Source organism: Oceanobacillus kimchii X50, from assembly GCF_000340475.1.
In the GTDB taxonomy this organism is placed as follows: Bacteria; Bacillota; Bacilli; order Bacillales; family Amphibacillaceae; genus Oceanobacillus; species Oceanobacillus kimchii.
The window spans coordinates 2,626,437-2,646,840 of record NZ_CM001792.1; the positions used below are offsets into that span (position 1 = coordinate 2,626,437).

Sequence of the window (20,404 nt, forward strand, 5' to 3'; positions counted from 1 at the left end):
GTAATACAATTTTTCTCCATAGCATTAACGTTTTACAGTTATTATTACCTAGATTATTTACTATTAGTTGATTTCCTATATAAAACAAGACCTAAATACCTATTATTACTCTAGGTAATATGAAATTAGAAAAAATTGTAAATTTTCAATATAATATACAAAATTAACCATTTCTTGGTTGTGAACAAATCATTTATTTTGCCTTTATTACATTATAGAAGGGAGGAGAATAAGGATGAGTAATCAAGGCGTATCACCTGAAGAAATTCGTCAATTTCATTGTGCACAGAATTTTGTCAAAGATAATGAGCTAATCTTTCGTAATGCTTTGCTTCAGTCATTTATGCAATCACAGGAACATTGGGCGTTATTAGAAGAATCTCTACGTTGTCCGAGCTCTGATGCCACAAGGATCTTAGATAAAAAGTTTAAAGAACACTTCTCAGAAATATCACTAATTAGTCTTTTATCAAATGAAATTCGCAGGTTTGCTATCCGCTATGATCAACGATATCGTCGTAATACCAAGAGGCAGATGCTCATTCTCGACCGACCACGATATCACGACTCCCAAGTAACCACATGGATGGAATTAATTCCATCTAAGAAATCCTTGGAACAAGAAGCTTTTCAAACGGAAGAACGTTTAGAAAATAGAGTTGAAAATCCTATTATTCATAAGGCTATCAACGAATTAACAGCAAGACAGAAATTCATTCTCGAAGCAGCGTATATTCATGAGTGTACGGACACTGAAATCGCTCAAATAGATGGAGTCTCACAACAAACGATTAGCAAAACAAGGAAAAAGGCATTGCAAAACATTTACTCGTTTTTGCAAAGGGAGGGAGAATGATGAGCGATATTTCAATCATGACCTATCTTACATCCTTGTTAGAAAATGTTGGATTCCCTGTTATGGTTACCTTATTCTTATTAATTCGTTATGAAGTTCGAATAAAGCAGCTCGAAGATCACTCAAAAAATCTATCCGATCTTATTAAAGATTTAAGGAGGGATATGACATGACTAGACTCATTGAGTTAACCAAACGTGTTCAACTGGAAAATGACCTAGAGTCTCTAGAAACCATCCTTCATTTATTCGAACCAAAAATGAAACAATCACTTCTACAAACCAATTACCAAGAACGCGAAGATTTATTACAAGAATTACAAATTAAGACGATTGATATAATACAAAATTATGATTGGACAAAAGGCTATACCTTTTGGGAATATACTGAAAAACTCCAATCGGAATTCTATTCAACGTACCAAGAAGCTAACTAGTTTGATTTCCAACACCATCTAAAAATGATGGGGTTGGGTTACATAGAATTATCCACTAATCATCTAAAATATCTTCATCTTAATGTATCCTCCTACTAACAAATTCCTTTCTCTATCTATTTGCTATTCTTCTTTATTAGAATTATAGTATGTAATATGTATAAGTTGTAATGTAGCAGTTTTAAAGGAGAGAAAATAAATTGAAAACGGTAACTTCTTTTTTCGATAGAATGGTTCAACGGTATCTGCCCGATGCCTTTTTATTTGCCATTATATTAACAATTGCTGTATTTTTTATTGGGTTATTATTTACTGGTAACGGGCCAATTGAAATGGTTCAATTCTGGGGAAACGGCTTTTGGGGATTATTAGAATTTGCAATGCAGATGTCACTTGTCGTAATTACGGGATACATTTTAGCAAGTACTAATGTTGTCAAAAAATACTTATCTAAGCTAAGTAAAATAGCAAAAACACCAGCTCAGGCAATTATTTTAGTTACTTTTGTTGCATTAATTGCTTGTTTTATCAATTATGGATTTGGACTAGTAGTAGGTGCTTTATTTGCCACTCACGTAACAAGGCAAGTTCCAACAGCAGATTATCGCTTACTAATTGCTAGTGCTTATAGTGGTTTTTTGATCTGGCATGGTGGGTTTTCCGGTTCTGTACCATTAACTATTGCCACATCAGGTCATTTCCTAGAAGGACAAGTAGGTATCATTCCCATCACGGAAACATTATTTAGTCCTTATAATTTGTTTATTGTTATCACTTTATTAGTGGCACTACCTTTATTTAATCGTTATCTTTTAAGTGGGGTTTCAGCTAATAAAACGTATTTTGCTGAAAAAGTTCAACAAATAGAGGAAGAACCATATACACACACTAATATTCAACCAACTACACCTGCTGAAAAATTAGAAAATAGTTCAATTGTTTCAATGATAATTGGTTTTTTAGGCTTAAGTTTTATCGTCTATTATTTTGTAACAAACGGATTTAATTTAAATATTAATATCGTTAATTTCATCTTTCTGTTTCTAGGTATTATCCTGCATAAGACGCCGAGGCAGTTTCTCGATAATGTCAGTCAAGGCGTTAAAAATGCTGGAGCGATTATTATTCAATTTCCGTTTTATGCAGGAATTATGGGAATGATGGTTGATTCGGGAATTTCAGAGGTATTGTCTATGTGGTTTGTGAATATTTCTACTGAATATACACTTCCATTTTTATCTTTTATTAGCGCGGGTATCGTTAATTTCTTCATTCCATCTGGTGGTGGACAGTGGGCAATACAAGGTCCAATTATGATTGAAGCTGCACTTGAAATTGGCGCAGACACATCAAAAACAGCAATGGGTATTGCATGGGGAGATGCATGGACAAATATGATACAGCCTTTTTGGGCACTTCCGGCACTTGCGATTGCAGGACTAAAAGTTCGAGATATTATGGGCTTTTGTGTAATGATTTTAATATTTAGCTTTATTCCCATATCAATTGGACTGTTATTCTTCTAAATTTTGCTAATAAAAAAAGGCTTTCTTCATTGAAGAAGGCCTATATAAATATAGACTTACCCAACATGTCGAGCATTTATAGTATCCTTCGCCTTATCTATTACTGAGAAAAATCGGTCATTCAATTGATTAGCATTTTTTTCTAAATCATCTATATTTGATTCCATATTTTCTATTTTTGATTCTAATTCCTTCACCAATTCATCCATTTGATAGCTATTTTCCTGAATGTTCTCGACTTCATTTAAAAGTTCTGTAATATTCATTAGTAATCGATCTATCATTTCGGGTGTCATCGATTCCCTCCTTTATTGTTTCATCATACTTGTGAGCATATTTACAAGCAAGTGCATATTGTATGAATTTAAAATAAAAGTCAGGACTATATATGCAGGCATTCCTCATCAATGATGGATTAGTTGGATATTTTTTACAGATAGACTAAGACATATTGGGGATGTGACAGGAAATATGGGAGACTCTCTATGGAGGTGCTTCCCTTTCCCCGCCCATAGTATGACTCAGCCTATTATAATTATCTTTTTTCTTTTTCGTCGTGTATTAACTTACCAGCTAATGCATATAGAACAGCATAGGTAACAAAATGAGATGAGTTATCGTTAGTATCTTGTTGTGGATAGACTTCTACATAATCCATTCCATTTATTCCCATCTGTGAAAATTCCAAAATAAGTTCCAACAACTCATATGATGTTAATCCATTACCATCTACTGGACCACCAGGGTTGAATGCAAAATCCAAGACATCACTACAAATACTTAAATAAACAGCATCGGTACCTTCACTTGCAATATCATACGCTTTTTTAGCTAGCTCATGAAGTTGATTGTTTGCTTGTTTAATTTCACGAACGGAAATGGTAGTTGCTCCTACTTCATTTGCATATGTTCCTGTTTCTGGTTTATTTCGTGGACCATGAATCCCCATATGGACAATACTCTTATTACGTACGCTTTCACTTTCATAAATACGATGAAAAGGTGTACTTCTTGCATAAAGATCACCATTATAATCAGGATGATTATCATAATGTGCATCTAGATGAATAATCCCCACCTTTCCTTCTACTTCATTACTTAATGCTTGTACTATTGGATAAGTAATGCCATGATCTCCACCAAATGCAATTGGAAATTTCCCAGTCTCCCAAACATTACTGGCAAAGTCCTCTATTCTTCGCATTGTTTCTGGAGAATCTGCAGGCACTACATCTACATCCCCTAAATCTCCAAAAGAGTAATGCTTTAATACATCGATATCATTTAATTCTGGTAAATAACCAGAGTATCGTTCTGAATTTAATCTAATTGCTTTTGGACCAAGTTCGCAACCGGTATAATCTCCCCATGTGACGGCACCTTCCCACGGAACACCGTAAATAAGAACATCCTTATTCTTATAGGAGTTGTCCTGTAAAGATACTTTCTCACCATCTAAAAAGCATGGAGTATTTCCATAAATATAGTTTTTAGCCACTTCTATTCTCCTCCAATAACAATAACGTGTCCTAATACGTATTCCTTTAATACAAGAAAAACAAACCTTTTATATTAATTCAGTAGCTGTATTACTGCTCAGCCCTAGTTAGTTGAAGTCGTTCCTACTAAAAAGCGGCCGTATGCAATGGAAATCGAACAGAGTAAAATTACTTTTGTTACAAAGTAGCTTAATAAGTAATTAGATTCTATTATTTTAATATTACCCTTTAATTGCTCCTTCCGTCATACCTTTAGCAATCCTTCTTTGAAAAATTGCGTATAAAATAATTACTGGAATTATGGCGATAACAAGACTTGCAAATAATGTACCCCATGCATTTGTATACTGTGCCTCATTACTTATAAAATCAATTGCCAATGCAAGCGTGTAATTTTCACTAGAATTCAAGAAAATTAACGCCATAAAATATTCATTCCAAAATTGAATAGCATTCATTATTGTTACTGTTATAATTCCTGACATACTTAATGGTGTAACTATTTTCCATAACACACCATATGGAGACATTCCATCAATAGAAGCAGCTTCTTCTAATGATTTTGGAATGGTGCTCATAAAGCTTGTCAATACAAATATAGTAAATGGAAGCTGGCTTACACTGTAAACAATTGCTAATCCAAAAACATTATCAAGCAGTCCAATATTCGACAATAGAAAAAATAATGGAATCCAACCTAATACCATCGGAATCATCATCGCTGATACATAAAGTGTAAATAAAAGCTTGCTTCCTTTAAAATTAATACGTTCTATCGCATAGGCTGTTGGTATTGCCATCAATAGAGTTAACATTGTTCCGACTAAGGTAACAATAAGACTATTCCATACGCTAGTATCGATATTGTAATTTGACCAGGCATTCACATAGTTTTGCCAATTCAAGATTTCGGGGAATCCCCAAGGATTTCGGTAAATTTCTGCATTTGATTTTAAAGAGCCAATGAACATCCAAATGATTGGATATAAGACTGCTATACTCCAAAGGATTAAAGGGATTCGTATTCCCGCCCTACCCAATACTTGACCTACGCTTCGTTTCAAAATAATTCCCCCTCAGGCACACCTAGCTATGCTAGTACTCTACTTTATCCCTCCGTAATACAAACTGTAAAAGTAATACTGTAATCAATGATAATACTAAAATCATTACGCCAATTGTAGCTCCATAACCAAAGTTGAATTGTACAAAAGCTTGCTGATATAAATAGGATCCCATCACATGGGTAGAGTTATTTGGCCCACCGCCTGTCATTACCTGCACAATAACAAATGAACCATTGAGCGTAGTAATCACGATATATAAAATAGATATCTTCACCTGTGGCCAGACTAATGGAAGTGTTACTTTCCAAAATTTTGTCCATTCACTTGCTCCATCAATATCAGCTGCTTCATAATAGCTTTTTGATATATTGGATATACCTCCCATTAACATCAACATAAATAAACCAATACCAGCCCAAATAGATGGTAAAACAAGACTTGGCAATGCCCATTTTTCACTACCTAACCATGGTTTTGCCCAATCACCTAATCCCAGTATTTCTAATCCAGAATTGACTAAACCCATTGTTGGGTTATAGATAAACATCCATAATATACCTATAACAACCACTGACATAATATTTGGAAAGAAGAACACGATTCGATAAAAGGGAGCTTCTTTAAGTTTTAATTGTGTAAGTGCCACAGCAAAAAACATTGCCATTATCATAATTCCAATCACTTTTGTCACAACTAAAAAATAATCATGGATTATCGTATCTGGAACAATCGCATCTTTAAATAATTGGATATAATTATCTAGACCAATAAATGTCTTCACTTGTGAAGAACCCGACCATTCAAAAAACGAATAATACAATCCACTAAACAATGGATAGAGTGTAAAAATGCTAAACATAATGAATGTTGGGATAAGACATACAGCTAGAAATGTATACTTTTGCTTTTTGGACTGAACCATCAAACCACTCTCTTCTAAAAAATATACCGAATGAGACTGGACAATGTCCGAGCCTCATTCACACATATGCTATCTATATGCTTCAGCTGCTTTCTCTGCTTCCTCAATAAATTGTTCTGCTGTAGCATTTCCAAGCATCAACGACATTAGTGCATTACCAATTGGCGTCTCTAGATCTGCACTCATAGGGTGCGGCTTATTGTATATCTGCACGATGGAAGGATCATTAATCATTTCATTCGCTTCTGTTAAGTAAGCAGGAACTTTATCACTCTGCGTTAAATCTACATCAGTCAAATTCATAATTGCTCCAGTATGTTCCGAGAAGGAAACTGCATACTCTCTTGTGAATACAAACTCAACGAAAGCTTTCGCAGCTTCCGGGTTCTCTGCATTTTCAGCTATTGCTAAAGGTCGTAAATCTGGAACAATCGCATATGGCTCCCCTGCCTCTTGCATTGGTGAAGGTATAAATCCGAAATCAAATCCTTCTGGAATATCGTTAGCCATCTCATTTGGAAGCCAGAAGCCTACTGGTATAAAAGCATTATCATGTAACAAGAAATTCATTTGTGATTGTGTATGATTTAACGCTCCTAAACCAGAATCAATCATTCCTTCGTCGACCATTTGTTCCACATTCTTCATGATTTCTAAGGTTTCTTCACTACTCCATGCACCTTCTTCACCCTTAATTAAGTCAGATAGATATTCTTCTCCACCAGCAGCAGCAAATGCCGGGAATAACATGCCACGAATAAAATAATATGGATGCTGACCACTAGTTACAAAAGGTTCAATGTCTTCACCACTCTTAATTTCTCTCATTGATTCCATAAATGAATCGAAATCTGTAGGAACTGTATATCCTTTTTCTTCAAATAATGCACGATCATACCAAGTTCCCCACGTATCAAACACAAGAGGTAAAGTATAAATCTCTCCATCATAATCAGAAGGATCTACGATAAAACTCTCCTGTAACTTATCTCCACCTTCCAATTCAATGCCATCTAACCATTCAGTAAGATTCATTAATTGCCCATCTTCCACCATTTGTGTTTCATTGGAACCTGCTCCATCAATATAGACAACATCTGGTGGATCATTGGAAACCCAACGTGATCGCATCTCTTCATTAATATTTGGTCCAGCATGCTCTATAATATTTACATCTGGGTATGCTTCCTGGAAATCACCGATAACCTCTTTCCACCAAGCATCGCCATATCCACCAACAAAATATTGTATTTCTAGATCTCCAGCAATTTCACCAGTTTGAGCTTCTCCTGTATTTCCTTTATCCCCATCTTCTTTACCTTCTTCATCTGAGTTACAAGCTACAAGAAAAAATGAAATAACAAACATTAAACTTAGTAGATAACTGCTTTTCTTCATCTGAAACTCCCCCCTTTTAATAAATATTTCTATGAAACACATGGGTTTAAAACCCATGTTATTTCCAATAATTTACAAAAAAGGCTAATCAGGCTTTTATGTAAATCTAATAAAGTATACTTAGCTAATCTAATATTTATACTAAAAAAAGCTAGCAAATCATTTATAGTTTGCTAGCTTTTCTCCTTTAATTGATCAAAGGATTGTTGTAAATGCTGTCGAAATTCTTCGGTCAATTCATTACCAATTAATATTTGCGCACCGATAATCGCTCCACCAACAGGAGGAAGAGTTGGCTTTATCAAATGAACAGAAGCATTTGCAGCAAGCATTTCTTTTAAGTAAGTATGGATTAATTCTGTTTGAAATAAACCTCCACTTAAGATTACAGGAATTGGTTCTTCTTCACTTGTATATAATTGGTTTACTGCTGTTTCAATAGACAACGCAAGTTCATTTGCAGCTTCATATATTAACTGTTTTGCTAATTGATCTTCTCTCAAAGCTGCTTGGAATACCATGGGGGCAATCTTTGCTACTTCTTGTTTCACCTGATTTGATTGATAGATTCTCGAAATAATTTCTTGTGGATCATTTGTTTTATAATGTTCTTGGATTATTTCCAAAAGAATAGTAGGTTCTCCTCTACCATCAAAATATCGAAGTGAAACTTGTAGGGCCTTCATTCCTAATGTAGTACCGCTACCTTCATCTCCAAATAAATACCCCCATCCTCCTACGCGCACTTCTTTTCCGTCTGGATTAATTCCATAAGTCACCGAACCCGTTCCCGCTATTTGTACAATCCCTGATTCGCCAAAAGTACCTGAATATAATGCATTTATCATATCAGGTAAAACTAGTTTTTTTTCAACGTGCGGTAATAATTCATTCAATAAGCTTTCGACCCAATATCTATTTTTCTCATAACCTGTTCCTGCGATTCCTGCAAAAACAGAAGTGATTTGACTTATCCTCCCTCCACCTTGCTTTTCTAATTTTTGAATTAACTGTTCAAATCGATCCTTTATTTCATCTAGTGAAGTAGCTTGTAAATTAGAAGGACCACCCTGAACATGAGCAACAATATTCCCTGTATTATCTGATATTGCCATCGTGGTTGTTGAACCACCTCCATCAATTCCCAAACAATAGCTCATACGAACTCCTCCTTTGCTTGGTTAATCTTATGCTTATTCCTGTTCAAATTATGTCAGCAACATAAGATTAAGAGAAAGTGAAATTTCATTCAACGGGGAATTTCGTTTGGCTAAGCCCCAATTTCTTGTAGCGGGGGGTAAATTTTTAAAATAAAAAACTGTCGAGAAAATTCAACTCGGCAGTTTATTTGTTAGTTAACTTGATAGACTCTCGCTTCATATGGTTGTAATTCTTTATGCAATGTAGTTTCATAATTAGTTAATAGTAATGACTTTTCTACCTCAGCTAAAAACGATGGTAATTCAAAACTACATTTTTCAGGAAATAAGTTCACAAAAACAACAAATTGCTTTTCATCTAATGTTCTCGTATAAGCGTAAATTTGTGGATGATTTTCTAAAATTAAATCATATTCACCATAAATTAACGCTTCATGTTGTTTTCGTATTTCAATCAACTTACGATAATAGTGATATATAGAATCTACATCATTCAATTCCTGTTCAACATTTATATTAGTATAGTTATCATTCACTTTTAACCAAGGATTTCCACTAGTAAAACCACCATTTTGAGAACTATTCCACTGCATTGGAGTACGCGAGTTATCTCTTCCTGTCTTCCAAATAATCTCAAGTACTTCTTTGGAAGAAGCTCCCTCATGTATCATTTCTTCATAAAGATTTTTAGCATCTACATCATCATAATCATCTATGGAAGAATAATGAACATTTGTCATCCCAATTTCTTGTCCTTGATAAATAAATGGAGTCCCTTTCATAAGAAAATACAGTGTAGCGAGTGCTTTCGCAGATTTTTTATGATATGTTGTTGTATCACCCCAACTAGAAATTGACCTTGGTTGATCATGATTTTCTAAAAACAATGCATTCCAACCAATATTTTCTAGTCCTTTTTGCCATTTGGATAAGGTTTGTTTTAACGCTTTCAAATCTAAACCTTTATCCGTATTTTTCCCCCATAAGTCCAAATGTTCAAATTGAAATATCATATTGAATACACCATTATCCTCACCAACCCAGTCTTCGGCTTGTGAAATAGCTACTCCATTCGCTTCCCCAACAGTCATAACATCATATTTGTCTAATGTTTTTTCTTTGAACTCTTGTAGGAATTTGTGTATTCCATCACGATTCATGTGACCTTCAAAGGAAGGAACATATTTTTTATTTTCAGGATTAGGTAGATTTGGAAAATCAGCTATCTTTTTAATATGAGAAATTGCATCAACACGAAAACCGTCAATTCCTTTGTCTAACCACCAATTGACCATATTGTATAGTTCTTGTCTCACCTTTGGATTTTCCCAATTAAGATCTGGTTGTTTTTTAGAAAATATGTGCATAAAATATTCATTTGTCATTTCGTCATATTCCCAAGCAGATCCTCCAAAAATGGAAGCCCAATTATTCGGTTCCTGATTGTTCTTACCTGAACGCCAAATATAATAATCACGGTATGGATTATCTTTAGATGATCGAGACTCTATGAACCAAGGATGCTCATCAGATGTATGGTTAATTACTAAATCCATAATCAGACGCATACCGCGATTATGAACCTGTTCTAATAGTTCATCAAAATCCGCCATGGTGCCAAACTCATCCATTATACCCTGATAATCACTTATATCATATCCATTATCATCATTAGGAGATTCATAAATAGGACTAACCCAAATAACATCAATACCAAGATCCTTAATGTAATCTAGCTTTGAAATTATTCCTTGAATATCACCAATACCGTCACCGTTTGAATCCATAAAGCTCCTTGGATATATTTGATAGGCAACTGCTTCTTTCCACCATATTTTATTCATATAATTGATCCTCCTTGGATATGAAATAGTAAAATTAATTCGAAGTTGAAGGAATGGTGTTACGTACATGTTATCACGAAGTCGAATCAATCCATCAATTAAAGTGAAACTTTATCAACGGGAGTTTTCGTTCTTGCCCTGAATGTTCATAACTTGCAGTTACTAGTATTCTAACTTTTCTTCTTTCCTTAATACGCATTGTCTTAAAATGGGATATTACTCCCCAGTACTGCGAAAAAAAATGGAGAGTGCATACACCCCCCACCCCTTCTTTCAACTATTCTTTTATGATTTTCTTTTTACAGAATCTCGATAGATAATATAATGCGGAATAATTATTCGTTTCGGATCATCTATCCCAATTTTTTTTTCGATAATAGCCTTTGCTGATTCTACGCCAAGTTTATAAATTTGAATATCTATCGTTGTTAAAGCAGGGTGAATTATTTCTGAAAGATAAGCGTTATTAAAACTTACTAAGGAAATATCCTCTGGTACACTTAATCCCGACTCTTCTAACATTCCAATTACACCAATACTAATTAAATCATCACTTACTACGACTGCATCAGGTCTCTCAGGTAAACGAAGAATCTTTTCCACTGCTTCTTTTCCACCAGATTTTAAGAACTCTGTATGAATTAGATACTCTTCTAATATTGGTATATCCGCTTTTTTAAGTGCATTAGTATAACCTTGCATACGATCTATGGTAACGACTAAATCTTTTGCGCCACCAATAAAAGCGATTCGATTATGACCAGTCTCAATTAAATGGGAAGTGATATCTTCTCCAGCCTGAATGTTATCATTATCTACATATGTAGTTCTATCATTAACCTCTTGAGGTTTACCTACAATTACAAATGGGAAGTCTTTTTCCACTAGGAATTGAGTTACCCGATCATTCAAACGAGAATATAACAATATAATTCCGTCTACATAACTCCCTAATACAATTCTTTGTACTTCAGCATAAATCTCTTCTTCTGTTTGACCAGAGGAAAGCATCATAGAATATTGAAGTTTATGTGTAACAGATCCAATTCCTCGTAATATTTCTGAGAAAAATGGGTTTTGTAATGATTTATCTGCGGAAGAAGGTAATATCACCCCAATTGTTTTTGTTGATTTAACTGCTAAATTACGTGCAGTCAGATTAGGGAAATAACCTAAATCTCCCATCGCTTTTCTTACCTTTGCCTTTGTTTCTTCACTAATACGTGAATTATCAGCAATTACTCTTGAAACTGTTGATGGGGATACACCTGTCGCTTTGGCAATATCTTTTATCGTAACCATTCTTTCACCTTCTAGCTGTTCTTTACAACATATATTTCGTATATTACTCTATTCTACCCTTTTGTTCCACCTGCTGCTAACCCTGATATGAGATAACGTTGCAAAAATAAATAAATTACTGCTATTGGAACTGCTACCAAGACAGAACCAGCCGCAAAACGTGTAAAGTTATTCGAGAATTGGTCATTAATGAAGTTATATAAACCAACTGCTAATGTGTAATTTTCTTCACTCGAAAGTACGATAGATGGGAGTAAAAAGTCAAATAGCGGTGCCATGAAATTAAATAACGCTACTACTGCCAAGATTGGTTTTGCTAAAGGTAGCATGATACTCCAAAATACTTTCAGGTGACCTGCTCCATCAATTCTTGCTGCCTCATCTAATTCTCTTGGAATCGTATCAAAATACCCTTTCACTAACCAAGCATTGAATGGTATTTGTCCTCCTAAATAGATAAGAATTAGTCCAAATAAAGAATCTAATAAACCAATCATATTTAAAAAGATATATAATGCCACCATTGCCATCATTACAGGAAACATTTGCAATAACAGAAATACATACAAACCATTTTTCCTACCTACAAATTGATATCTTGAAAAAGCATATGCAACCAATGCAGTTAAAACAACACTACCGATTGCGTTAGCAATAGATACAATAAGAGAATTTTTATACCATAATAAATAATCACTCTCGGGGCTAAATAACCATTTATAATGATCTAAAGAGAAATTTTCTGGAATAATACTAGATGAGTATAGACTCGTACTTTGGTTAAATGACATTCCAATTGTCCAAACTAAGGGATAAAAGATAATTACTGCTACAATAGCGATAATCAAGTAAATACCGGTTACTTCTAATTTTGATTTTCGACTTGAGTTCATTATATTTCACCCTCTTCTTTAAACGATCTTGTCTTCCTAAACTGGTAAAAAGCAAAGGCAGATACAATTAACCCCATGATGATGGATATCACAGCTGCCATCGAGTAATTATTTGTATCAAATGTTAGTTTATATACCCAAGAAATAAGTATATCGGTCCCACCTGCATTTTGTCCTCTTACTGGAGGACCTCCTTCATTAAATAGATAAATAATGTTAAAGTTATTAAAGTTCTGCGCATATTGCATAATTAATAGCGGTGCAACAGCAAACATTACATGCGGAAATGTGATGGTTTTAAATTTTTGGAAACGAGAAGCTCCGTCAATGTCAGCAGCCTCATACCAATCTTTTGATACACTTTGCAGAATTCCTGTAATTAAGGCAAAGATAAACGGAAATCCTAGCCATGTTTGGATCATTATAATCGCAATCCTACTGTAGAATGGATCACTTAACCAAGCAATGCCTTCTCCACCAAATAACGGAATAATCATGTCTCTGTTAATTGCTCCAAAATCATCATTGAACATAGCTGCAAATACTAATATTGTCACAAAAGCCGGGACCGCCCACGGTAAAATCAATATTGTTCTAATTAATTTTTTAAATTTGACACGAGGATCATTTACTAATACGGCTAAGAAGAATCCGAGAGCAATCTGTAATGTAGTTGCAACTACTGTCCAAACAATTGTCCATGAAAAAACACTTAAGAATGTATCCTGCCAAATTGGTACAGTAAATAAATTTTTAAAATTATCTAACCCTACCCAATCTACTAAATTACGTGGAGGTGAATTATATAAATCATAATTTGTAAAAGCTAATAAAATCGAAAATAACAAAGGAAAAATAACGACAAAAATCATTAAGATTAATCCGGGAAAAGTCATTAAATATGGAAAAGAATAATCATAGATTTCTTTGATAGATTGACGGAACTTGAGTGGTTTCCATCCTGATCTAACTTTTTTAGCTTGTTTTCTTGCATCTATAACATTAAATACATACAAGGTTATAACGATAATTGTTACAATTAATGATAAAACCCCTAATACTAACAAACGAATAGAGTGATCCGTTCCTGGTATAGTTCCTAATGTTCGTAATCCCCATAACCCAAAGTTAATTGCTTCCAACGATGTAATGATAAAGGCAATTTCTATCACCATAAAAGAGATACCTTTTAAAAATCGACGATTATATATTTGACCTAGACCAGCAAAGAGAATAGATAATATCATCGCTACGGTAGGATTATGTTTTTTATATTTTTTTTCCTTTTTCTCGTGATTTTGAGGTTCTGATGGAGCAAACATTCAATTTCCCTCCTTATAAACTAAATTTCTATGTGAATGAATCAATTTCATAATAAGATTTTGATGTGAAATCCGAATGTTAGCTGTTTTGATTCTCATTACAAGACGGACGCTTTCCTCAGGCAACGCTTCAGCTAACTTGAAAAGAAGAACACTTTCAAGTGAATCTTCATCTCTTGTTATGCCTGCTGGAGTCGCCATCTTTCATTACAATCAAAGCCAAATAATTGCTAAAACTAATACTATTATGTAAAAAACACTGAAATGTTCGTTTTTTAAATAAAACTTAGCAATTATGAATTAATTCAAGTAACATTAAATAATGTATTTTGTTCTACTGAATTCACCCAATATTTCATTTTTTATGCTTACATCTATGAGGTTGGAACATAACAAAAAGTTTTAGTCAAAAGTCCAATGAAAGCTAGAATAAGCGTAAGAAATATACGGAGGTACTATGGAACAAAACCCCTAGGCGAGCCCCCGGAATTCGGAGCATCCGGAGGCTCACCAGCCGCCTTAGAATAAGAGCAGTATATTTCTGAAGCGGGGTTTCAATACCTATTCACCTTTAAGTAAATACTTTTTCTCAACCTCTAGTTACTTCCACCACTTGCATCAATATTTGTTTGAACCTGTTCTAGTGCTTCTTCCAGTACTGTTTTAGGATCTTCTCCTTCAGCAAGGAATTGTAAAGCATTATTCATCGGCTCCCAAACTTGTGCCATCTCTGGAGCACTTGGCATAGGAAACCCATGTTCAATCTGCTCAGCAAATGCAGCGTAAATTGGATCTTCTATATTACTTAAAGCTTTTGCATTTGGCGGTAATTCCCCTGCAATCTCAAAATACTCACCTTGATTTTCTTCATTCGTCATAAATACCGCTAATTCTTTTGCCCATTCTTTATTCTCAGAGTAATAAGAGACCATCCAAGATTTCACACCAACAAACGTTTCTGTTGGTTGATCATTAATCCTAGGAAATGGTGCGAATCCTAAATCTTCACCTAACGCTTCATTATAGCCAGGAACGCTCCATGGACCACTAATTACTGAACCAACTTTTCCTTCTGTAAATAATCCATCGATTACATCACCAGTAGTTGAGGTTGGAATCTTACCTTCTCCAAAGAAGGATTGATACAATTCTGCTCCCTCAATTGCACCTTCATTTGCTAACCCAATGTCTTCTATATCATAGTTCCCAGTATCTCCTCCAAAGATATAAGCGCCATAATTTTTAAAGAATGGAAAATTAAAATATAAGTCATTTGGACGCATTAAAAATCCAAATTGATCTTCTGAAGGATTTGAATTTTCTTCTAGAACTGTAAGTAAATCTTCAATTGTTTCAGGAGCTTCTTCTTGTAATGCTTTATTATAAAAAATTCCATAAGTCTCAATTACAGCAGGTATTCCATAAATGTTTGTATTTCCATCATACGTATACGTAACTGCTTCTACTGCAGTATCTACATACTCATTTAATTGTTCATCTGTCAGGTCTACAGGCTCTGCTAAACCTTGAGCAACAATATTTCCAATACGGTCATGAGGCTGAAAAAATAGGTCTGGACCATTTCCTTCTGGACCAGCTAATGATAATTCTTGCATTTGATCAAGCATTGATTTTGTTTCTAATTTAACTTGAATTCCTTCTTGTTCTTCAAACTTCTGAGTAATATTCTCTATCGCTTCAATTTGTTCTTCTTGATCATTTACCCAGATTACTAATTCATCTGGTTTTTCAGCAGCTTCTCCACTGCTATCTCCTTCACTACCTGCTTCTTCGTCTCGTTCAGGTGCACAAGCAACCAACAAAATAGATAAGCCTAGAATTGCAATTAATAAAAACCTCAAGTTTTTCTTCATTCGTACTCCCCCTATTATTGTTTAATCCAATGTACGACTCCGTATTATAAGTTTGCGCAACCGGTTGCACATTGTTTACAATTTAATTTTATACGAAACAAAACTTTTGCGCAAGCGCTTTCACAAAATATTTTTGAATTTATTGACTTTTAACAAATTTTATGTACTAATAGATATAGTACAATTTAAGGGCAATGCTTTGTAATTACACAACAACCCCGGTTTCCAGCAGTACCACGTTGGAAGTTGGGGTTATTTTATTTTTATAGGAGGAGAAAACTGATGCTAAAAGAAGCAGTATTTCATCGACCAAAGAATAATTATGCTTACCTTTACAAAGAGAATACTTTACACATTCGTTTACAAACAAAGAAAGATGATGTAGTAAAAGTCACACTTATCTATGCAGATCCTTATAATTGGGATGATTCAGGATGGATTTATAACAAGGCAGACATGCGTCTCGTAGCTTCCGACAAGCTATTCGATTATTGGCAAATTGAAATTTATTGTAAAACACGTCGAATAAGATATGGATTTCAATTATCTGATACTAAAGAAACTCTTATTTATACAGAGAAAGGATTTTATAAAGAAATTCCAAATGATGACACTGCTTATTACTTCTGCTTCCCTTTTTTAAACCCAATAGATCAATTTCAAGCACCAGAATGGGTAAAGGAAACCGTATGGTATCAAATTTTTCCTGAACGATTTGCGAACGGAAATGAAAAAATTAATCCTCCTGGAACTTTACCTTGGGGAAGCACTTCCCCTACACCTACAAATTTTTTTGGTGGTGACTTTCAAGGTATAATCAATCACTTGGATTATCTTGTAGATTTAGGTATTTCCGGTATTTATTTTACGCCTATATTTAAAGCATTTTCTAACCATAAATACGATACGATTGACTATATGGAAATCGATCCTCAATTTGGGGATAAACAGACATTTCGAAAGTTAGTTAAAGCTTGTCATCAACGAGGAATTCGCATTATGCTTGATGCTGTATTTAATCATAGTGGCTATTTCTTTGAACCATTTCAGGATGTGTTAAAAAACCAAGAGAAGTCTATTTATAAGGAATGGTTCCATATCGAGAGTTTTCCTTTGAGAACAGAGCCAGCACCAAACTATGACACCTTTGCATATGTAAGTTCAATGCCAAAACTAAATACAGAGCACCCGGAAGTGAAATCATATTTACTTAAAGTAGCATCATATTGGATTGAAGAGTTTGATATCGATGGGTGGCGATTAGACGTAGCTAATGAAGTGGATCACCAATTTTGGAGAGATTTCCGTAGACAAGTGAAATCCATAAAGCCAGATGTCTATATTCTCGGAGAAATATGGCATGATTCGATGCCCTGGTTACAAGGAGATCAATTTGACGCAGTAATGAATTATCCAATTACCAGTGCTGCACTTGATTTTATTGCAAAGGAAAAAATAGATGTTAAAGAATTTGTCCAACAAATTTCTAATGTTCTACTTTCTTATCCACAGAACGTAAATGAAGTAGCATTTAATCTATTAGGCAGTCATGATACTCCCAGAGTTTTAACACATTGTAACAATCAAGTCGAAAAAGCAAAACTTCTATATATATTATTATTAACGATGCCAGGTTCCCCTTGTATTTATTATGGAGATGAAATTGGAATGACTGGAGAAGGAGATCCTGGTTGCAGAGAATGTATGGTTTGGGACGATAATGAACAAAATGTAGAATTAAAATCTTTCCTTAAAAAATTAATTCATGTGCGGAAAACGGAAAAGGCTATTGCAAATCAAGGAGAATTTTCATTTGTAAAAACTGGTGATAATTATTTCATTTATAAACTTTCTCAACAGCATATGGAAATTTACATTATTATAAACCCAAGTAATCAGGCTCTCGAAGTATCACTTCCGGTAACCAAGTGGAACAGTGCCTTCGATTTATGGGAGGAAGATGATTTCAATATTAACACTCCAATAAGATGTGAGGAAAATAGTTTCAAAATAATAAAAGTAAATTATTCATAACCGGTATATTTTTTTCAAAAAGGCTGGGAATTTAAAGAATAAGTTTTAACTTTATGATAGGAGGCGACTTCAGTGGGGATGGGAGCTTTTAATATTCGCGGACTGTGGCCATTCCCTTGAAAAACGCCTCCTTTTATAAGGTAGTAATAACGTTTTATTTTCCCTCTTCCTTTACACGTAAAAAAAATCGATAAAAAGCAGAAAATGTAATAAAAGCAATTAGACTTCCGGTAAAGAAAGGAATAATTATAGGCAAATTTTGTATACTTACAAGCAGTATTATTCCTGTCACTATGATAATTGAGAAAAATAGCACAGGACTTCCAACCGTTAAAATAAATGCCTTTTTTAATAATGTCTTTAAATCTAAATTATAATGTACAATTACACTAAAAAATAATAGTGTAAATACATATAAAATTACTCCCATAATGAGAAAAACAAACATGAGTACTATATTTTCTTGTTGAAAATAAGAATAATCTACTGCCCAAATAAACCATAAAAGTGCGAAAATAATTCCAGCTTGCATACTTTGCTTATAGTTTTCTTTATAATATCCCCAAAAAGTACCTAGTATTGACGCTTTCTCCTGATTAATTATCCAATCTCTTACAAGCGCAAACATAGCAGATGTTGCTGGAAACAAGCAAAATGGAAAACATAGAAGAAGAAAAGGAGTTAATATAATTGCATCTTGAATACTGTTTATAAATAATAAGCTTAACCCAATAAATACTAGTGGAATATTAAATAGAATCCACAATAAATTTGTTACAGAAAAGCGCATTATCCATTCACATATAGTATAAATATTTCCCATCAAACCCGACTCTCGCAATTAAAATACCTCCTGATGTAAACGTTCTCAATCGAATCATTTTCATTATAAGATGATTTGTGTGAAAACCGAATGTTCGCTATTTTGATTTTCATTGCAGACGGACGCTTTCCACAGGCACGGCTTCAGCTAATTTGAAAAGAAGACACTTTTCAAGTGAATCTTCAGCTCGCTGTTCTGAGCAGGAGTCGCCGCCATCCATTCCGTTCAAAGCCAAGTAATTGTTTTAATCCGAACGCTAAATTACATTATCACTAAAGCGTTCGCTTTTTAAATGAAATTTTAGCAATTTTGAAATTGACTAGATCCATTATAAGAATAATAATTGGATAAGTGAGACCTCCGATTGTTTTTAGCAAACAAAAGTCTCACCCCACCAGTCGACCTAATTTAAGTAATTTCTACGCTCAGCCTTATTAAACTTATTTTATGCCCACCACATAGTAGCAGGAGATTCTTCCATATTAATCGCTTTTAAATTTTTTACAGCTGCCTGAAATCCTTCATCAATCGACATTATTGGATCTTCATGTTCAATACTGATTACATAGTCATAACCGTAAGTCCGTAACGCACTTACAATATTGGACCACTCTTGAATACTATGACCATAACCTACAGAACGGAAACTCCATGCCCTGGTTTGCACCTCACCATAAGGTTGCATATCGGTTAAACCATACATATTTACATTATCTTGATCGATATAGGTGTCCTTTGCATGGAAGTGGTGAATCGCACCTTCTTTTCCTAATATTTTTATCGCAGCTACTGGATCAATTCCTTGCCACCAGAGATGACTTGGGTCTAAGTTTGCACCAATTGCATCATTAGTAGCCTCACGTAACTTAAGTAAGGTATAAGGAGTGTGAACCAAAAATCCTGCATGTAATTCAAGACCAATCTTTACCCCATGATTTTTGGCGAATTCTGCTTGTTCTTTCCAGTATGGAATAAGTTTTTCTTCCCATTGCCATTGTAATATATCCGAGTACTCTGTTGGCCAAGGCGTAACTGGCCAATTTGGATATTTCGAACCCTCATGTGAACCTGGTGTCCCTGAAAAAGTATTAACTACTGGCACTTCTAATAATTCTGCTAGACGTACAGTTTTTCTAAAATCATCATGAGCTTTTTGAGCATGTTCTTTATTTGGCGAGATTGGATTATCGTGACAGCTTAATGCACTAATGGTTAGTCCTCTTGCATCGATTTTTTCTTTAAACTGTTTACGCTTCTCTTCGCTTTCCAATAACTCATCCACATTACAATGTGCTGTTCCAGGATTTCCGCCAGTGCCAATTTCTACTGCTTTTAAGCCCGACTCTTGTACATAATCTAACATTTCTTCGAATGATTTTTCTGCAAATAAAACAGTAAAAACACCTAGTTTCATATATAATCCCCTCCAAAATTTATTTTTCCTGTTA

At 34.4% G+C, this 20,404-nt stretch carries 18 protein-coding genes; 5 read left to right on the forward strand and 13 right to left on the reverse strand.

The genetic code is table 11. The features are described from left to right. Positions 1-235: 235 nt before the first annotated feature. The 4 genes from C794_RS13790 (at position 236) to C794_RS13805 (ending at position 2,818) form a co-directional block, all read left to right on the forward strand. Positions 236-856 (forward strand): sigma-70 family RNA polymerase sigma factor, encoded by a 621-nt coding sequence (locus tag C794_RS13790; RefSeq protein ID WP_017797733.1) that lies wholly within the window; start codon positions 236-238, stop codon positions 854-856. Further along, positions 856-1,029, forward strand: a complete 174-nt coding sequence (locus C794_RS20495) for a YvrJ family protein (protein WP_017797734.1) — start codon at positions 856-858, stop codon at positions 1,027-1,029. Before C794_RS13790 ends, C794_RS20495 begins: the two co-directional genes overlap by 1 nt. After that, positions 1,026-1,292: a helix-turn-helix domain-containing protein gene (locus C794_RS13800; protein WP_017797735.1), complete on the forward strand. Its 267-nt coding sequence runs from the start codon at positions 1,026-1,028 to the stop codon at positions 1,290-1,292. Before C794_RS20495 ends, C794_RS13800 begins: the two co-directional genes overlap by 4 nt. A gap of 200 nt (positions 1,293-1,492) precedes the next feature. Beyond that, on the forward strand, positions 1,493-2,818 hold the full coding sequence (locus tag C794_RS13805) for a short-chain fatty acid transporter (protein WP_017797736.1): 1,326 nt from the start codon (positions 1,493-1,495) through the stop codon (positions 2,816-2,818). 56 nt (positions 2,819-2,874) lie between these two features. On the opposite strand, the gene C794_RS13810 is transcribed toward C794_RS13805, so the two are convergent. From C794_RS13810 to C794_RS13865, 11 genes are all read right to left on the reverse strand, one after another. Further along, the gene (locus C794_RS13810) at positions 2,875-3,114 is read right to left on the reverse strand and encodes a hypothetical protein (protein WP_017797737.1); all 240 of its coding nucleotides are present in this window, start codon (positions 3,112-3,114) and stop codon (positions 2,875-2,877) included. Positions 3,115-3,353: 239 nt separating this feature from the next. Further along, a complete protein-coding gene (locus C794_RS13815) occupies positions 3,354-4,316 on the reverse strand; it encodes an agmatinase family protein (RefSeq protein WP_017797738.1) in 963 nt (320 codons plus the stop codon). Positions 4,317-4,538: 222 nt separating this feature from the next. Further along, entirely contained in the window at positions 4,539-5,381 is an 843-nt protein-coding gene (locus C794_RS13820; protein WP_017797739.1) for a carbohydrate ABC transporter permease, read from the reverse strand. A 31-nt stretch (positions 5,382-5,412) separates the two neighbouring features. Next, positions 5,413-6,306, reverse strand: a complete 894-nt coding sequence (locus C794_RS13825) for a carbohydrate ABC transporter permease (RefSeq protein ID WP_017797740.1) — start codon at positions 6,304-6,306, stop codon at positions 5,413-5,415. Between the two features lie 69 nt (positions 6,307-6,375). Further along, complete coding sequence (locus C794_RS13830) at positions 6,376-7,704, reverse strand: ABC transporter substrate-binding protein (RefSeq protein WP_017797741.1); 1,329 nt, start codon at positions 7,702-7,704, stop codon at positions 6,376-6,378. A 173-nt stretch (positions 7,705-7,877) separates the two neighbouring features. Next, a complete protein-coding gene (locus C794_RS13835) occupies positions 7,878-8,864 on the reverse strand; it encodes an N-acetylglucosamine kinase (RefSeq protein WP_017797742.1) in 987 nt (328 codons plus the stop codon). Positions 8,865-9,055: 191 nt separating this feature from the next. Further along, positions 9,056-10,708, reverse strand: a complete 1,653-nt coding sequence (locus C794_RS13840; RefSeq protein WP_017797743.1) for a glycoside hydrolase family 13 protein — start codon at positions 10,706-10,708, stop codon at positions 9,056-9,058. 285 nt (positions 10,709-10,993) lie between these two features. Next, positions 10,994-12,043, reverse strand: a complete 1,050-nt coding sequence (locus C794_RS13845; protein ID WP_268258104.1) for a LacI family DNA-binding transcriptional regulator — start codon at positions 12,041-12,043, stop codon at positions 10,994-10,996. Between the two features lie 20 nt (positions 12,044-12,063). Then, complete coding sequence (locus C794_RS13850; protein WP_017797745.1) at positions 12,064-12,903, reverse strand: sugar ABC transporter permease; 840 nt, start codon at positions 12,901-12,903, stop codon at positions 12,064-12,066. Then, positions 12,903-14,225 carry a sugar ABC transporter permease gene (locus C794_RS13855; protein ID WP_017797746.1) on the reverse strand — a complete coding sequence of 441 codons (1,323 nt, stop codon included), beginning with the start codon at positions 14,223-14,225 and terminating at the stop codon, positions 12,903-12,905. Before C794_RS13855 ends, C794_RS13850 begins: the two co-directional genes overlap by 1 nt. 596 nt (positions 14,226-14,821) lie before the next feature. Next, positions 14,822-16,099, reverse strand: coding sequence for a sugar ABC transporter substrate-binding protein (locus tag C794_RS13865; protein ID WP_017797748.1), 1,278 nt, complete (start codon positions 16,097-16,099; stop codon positions 14,822-14,824). A 282-nt stretch (positions 16,100-16,381) separates the two neighbouring features. Between C794_RS13865 and C794_RS13870 the strand changes: the two genes are divergently transcribed. Further along, positions 16,382-18,133, forward strand: coding sequence for a glycoside hydrolase family 13 protein (locus C794_RS13870; protein ID WP_017797749.1), 1,752 nt, complete (start codon positions 16,382-16,384; stop codon positions 18,131-18,133). Between the two features lie 154 nt (positions 18,134-18,287). Here C794_RS13870 and C794_RS13875 read toward each other — a convergent pair whose 3' ends face one another. Continuing rightward, complete coding sequence (locus tag C794_RS13875) at positions 18,288-18,974, reverse strand: YesL family protein (RefSeq protein WP_017797750.1); 687 nt, start codon at positions 18,972-18,974, stop codon at positions 18,288-18,290. Between the two features lie 427 nt (positions 18,975-19,401). After that, a complete protein-coding gene (locus C794_RS13880; protein ID WP_017797751.1) occupies positions 19,402-20,370 on the reverse strand; it encodes a sugar phosphate isomerase/epimerase family protein in 969 nt (322 codons plus the stop codon). Positions 20,371-20,404: the final 34 nt, after the last annotated feature.

Coding starts and splice junctions, on each gene's coding strand:
- C794_RS13790 (WP_017797733.1), top strand. CDS start 236: ATGAGTAATCAAGGCGTATCACCTGAAGAAATTCGTCAATTTCATTGT.
- C794_RS20495 (WP_017797734.1), top strand. CDS start 856: ATGAGCGATATTTCAATCATGACCTATCTTACATCCTTGTTAGAAAAT.
- C794_RS13800 (WP_017797735.1), top strand. CDS start 1,026: ATGACTAGACTCATTGAGTTAACCAAACGTGTTCAACTGGAAAATGAC.
- C794_RS13810 (WP_017797737.1), bottom strand. CDS start 3,114: ATGACACCCGAAATGATAGATCGATTACTAATGAATATTACAGAACTT.
- C794_RS13825 (WP_017797740.1), bottom strand. CDS start 6,306: ATGGTTCAGTCCAAAAAGCAAAAGTATACATTTCTAGCTGTATGTCTT.
- C794_RS13830 (WP_017797741.1), bottom strand. CDS start 7,704: ATGAAGAAAAGCAGTTATCTACTAAGTTTAATGTTTGTTATTTCATTT.
- C794_RS13835 (WP_017797742.1), bottom strand. CDS start 8,864: ATGAGCTATTGTTTGGGAATTGATGGAGGTGGTTCAACAACCACGATG.
- C794_RS13840 (WP_017797743.1), bottom strand. CDS start 10,708: ATGAATAAAATATGGTGGAAAGAAGCAGTTGCCTATCAAATATATCCA.
- C794_RS13850 (WP_017797745.1), bottom strand. CDS start 12,903: ATGAACTCAAGTCGAAAATCAAAATTAGAAGTAACCGGTATTTACTTG.
- C794_RS13855 (WP_017797746.1), bottom strand. CDS start 14,225: ATGTTTGCTCCATCAGAACCTCAAAATCACGAGAAAAAGGAAAAAAAA.
- C794_RS13865 (WP_017797748.1), bottom strand. CDS start 16,099: ATGAAGAAAAACTTGAGGTTTTTATTAATTGCAATTCTAGGCTTATCT.
- C794_RS13870 (WP_017797749.1), top strand. CDS start 16,382: ATGCTAAAAGAAGCAGTATTTCATCGACCAAAGAATAATTATGCTTAC.
- C794_RS13880 (WP_017797751.1), bottom strand. CDS start 20,370: ATGAAACTAGGTGTTTTTACTGTTTTATTTGCAGAAAAATCATTCGAA.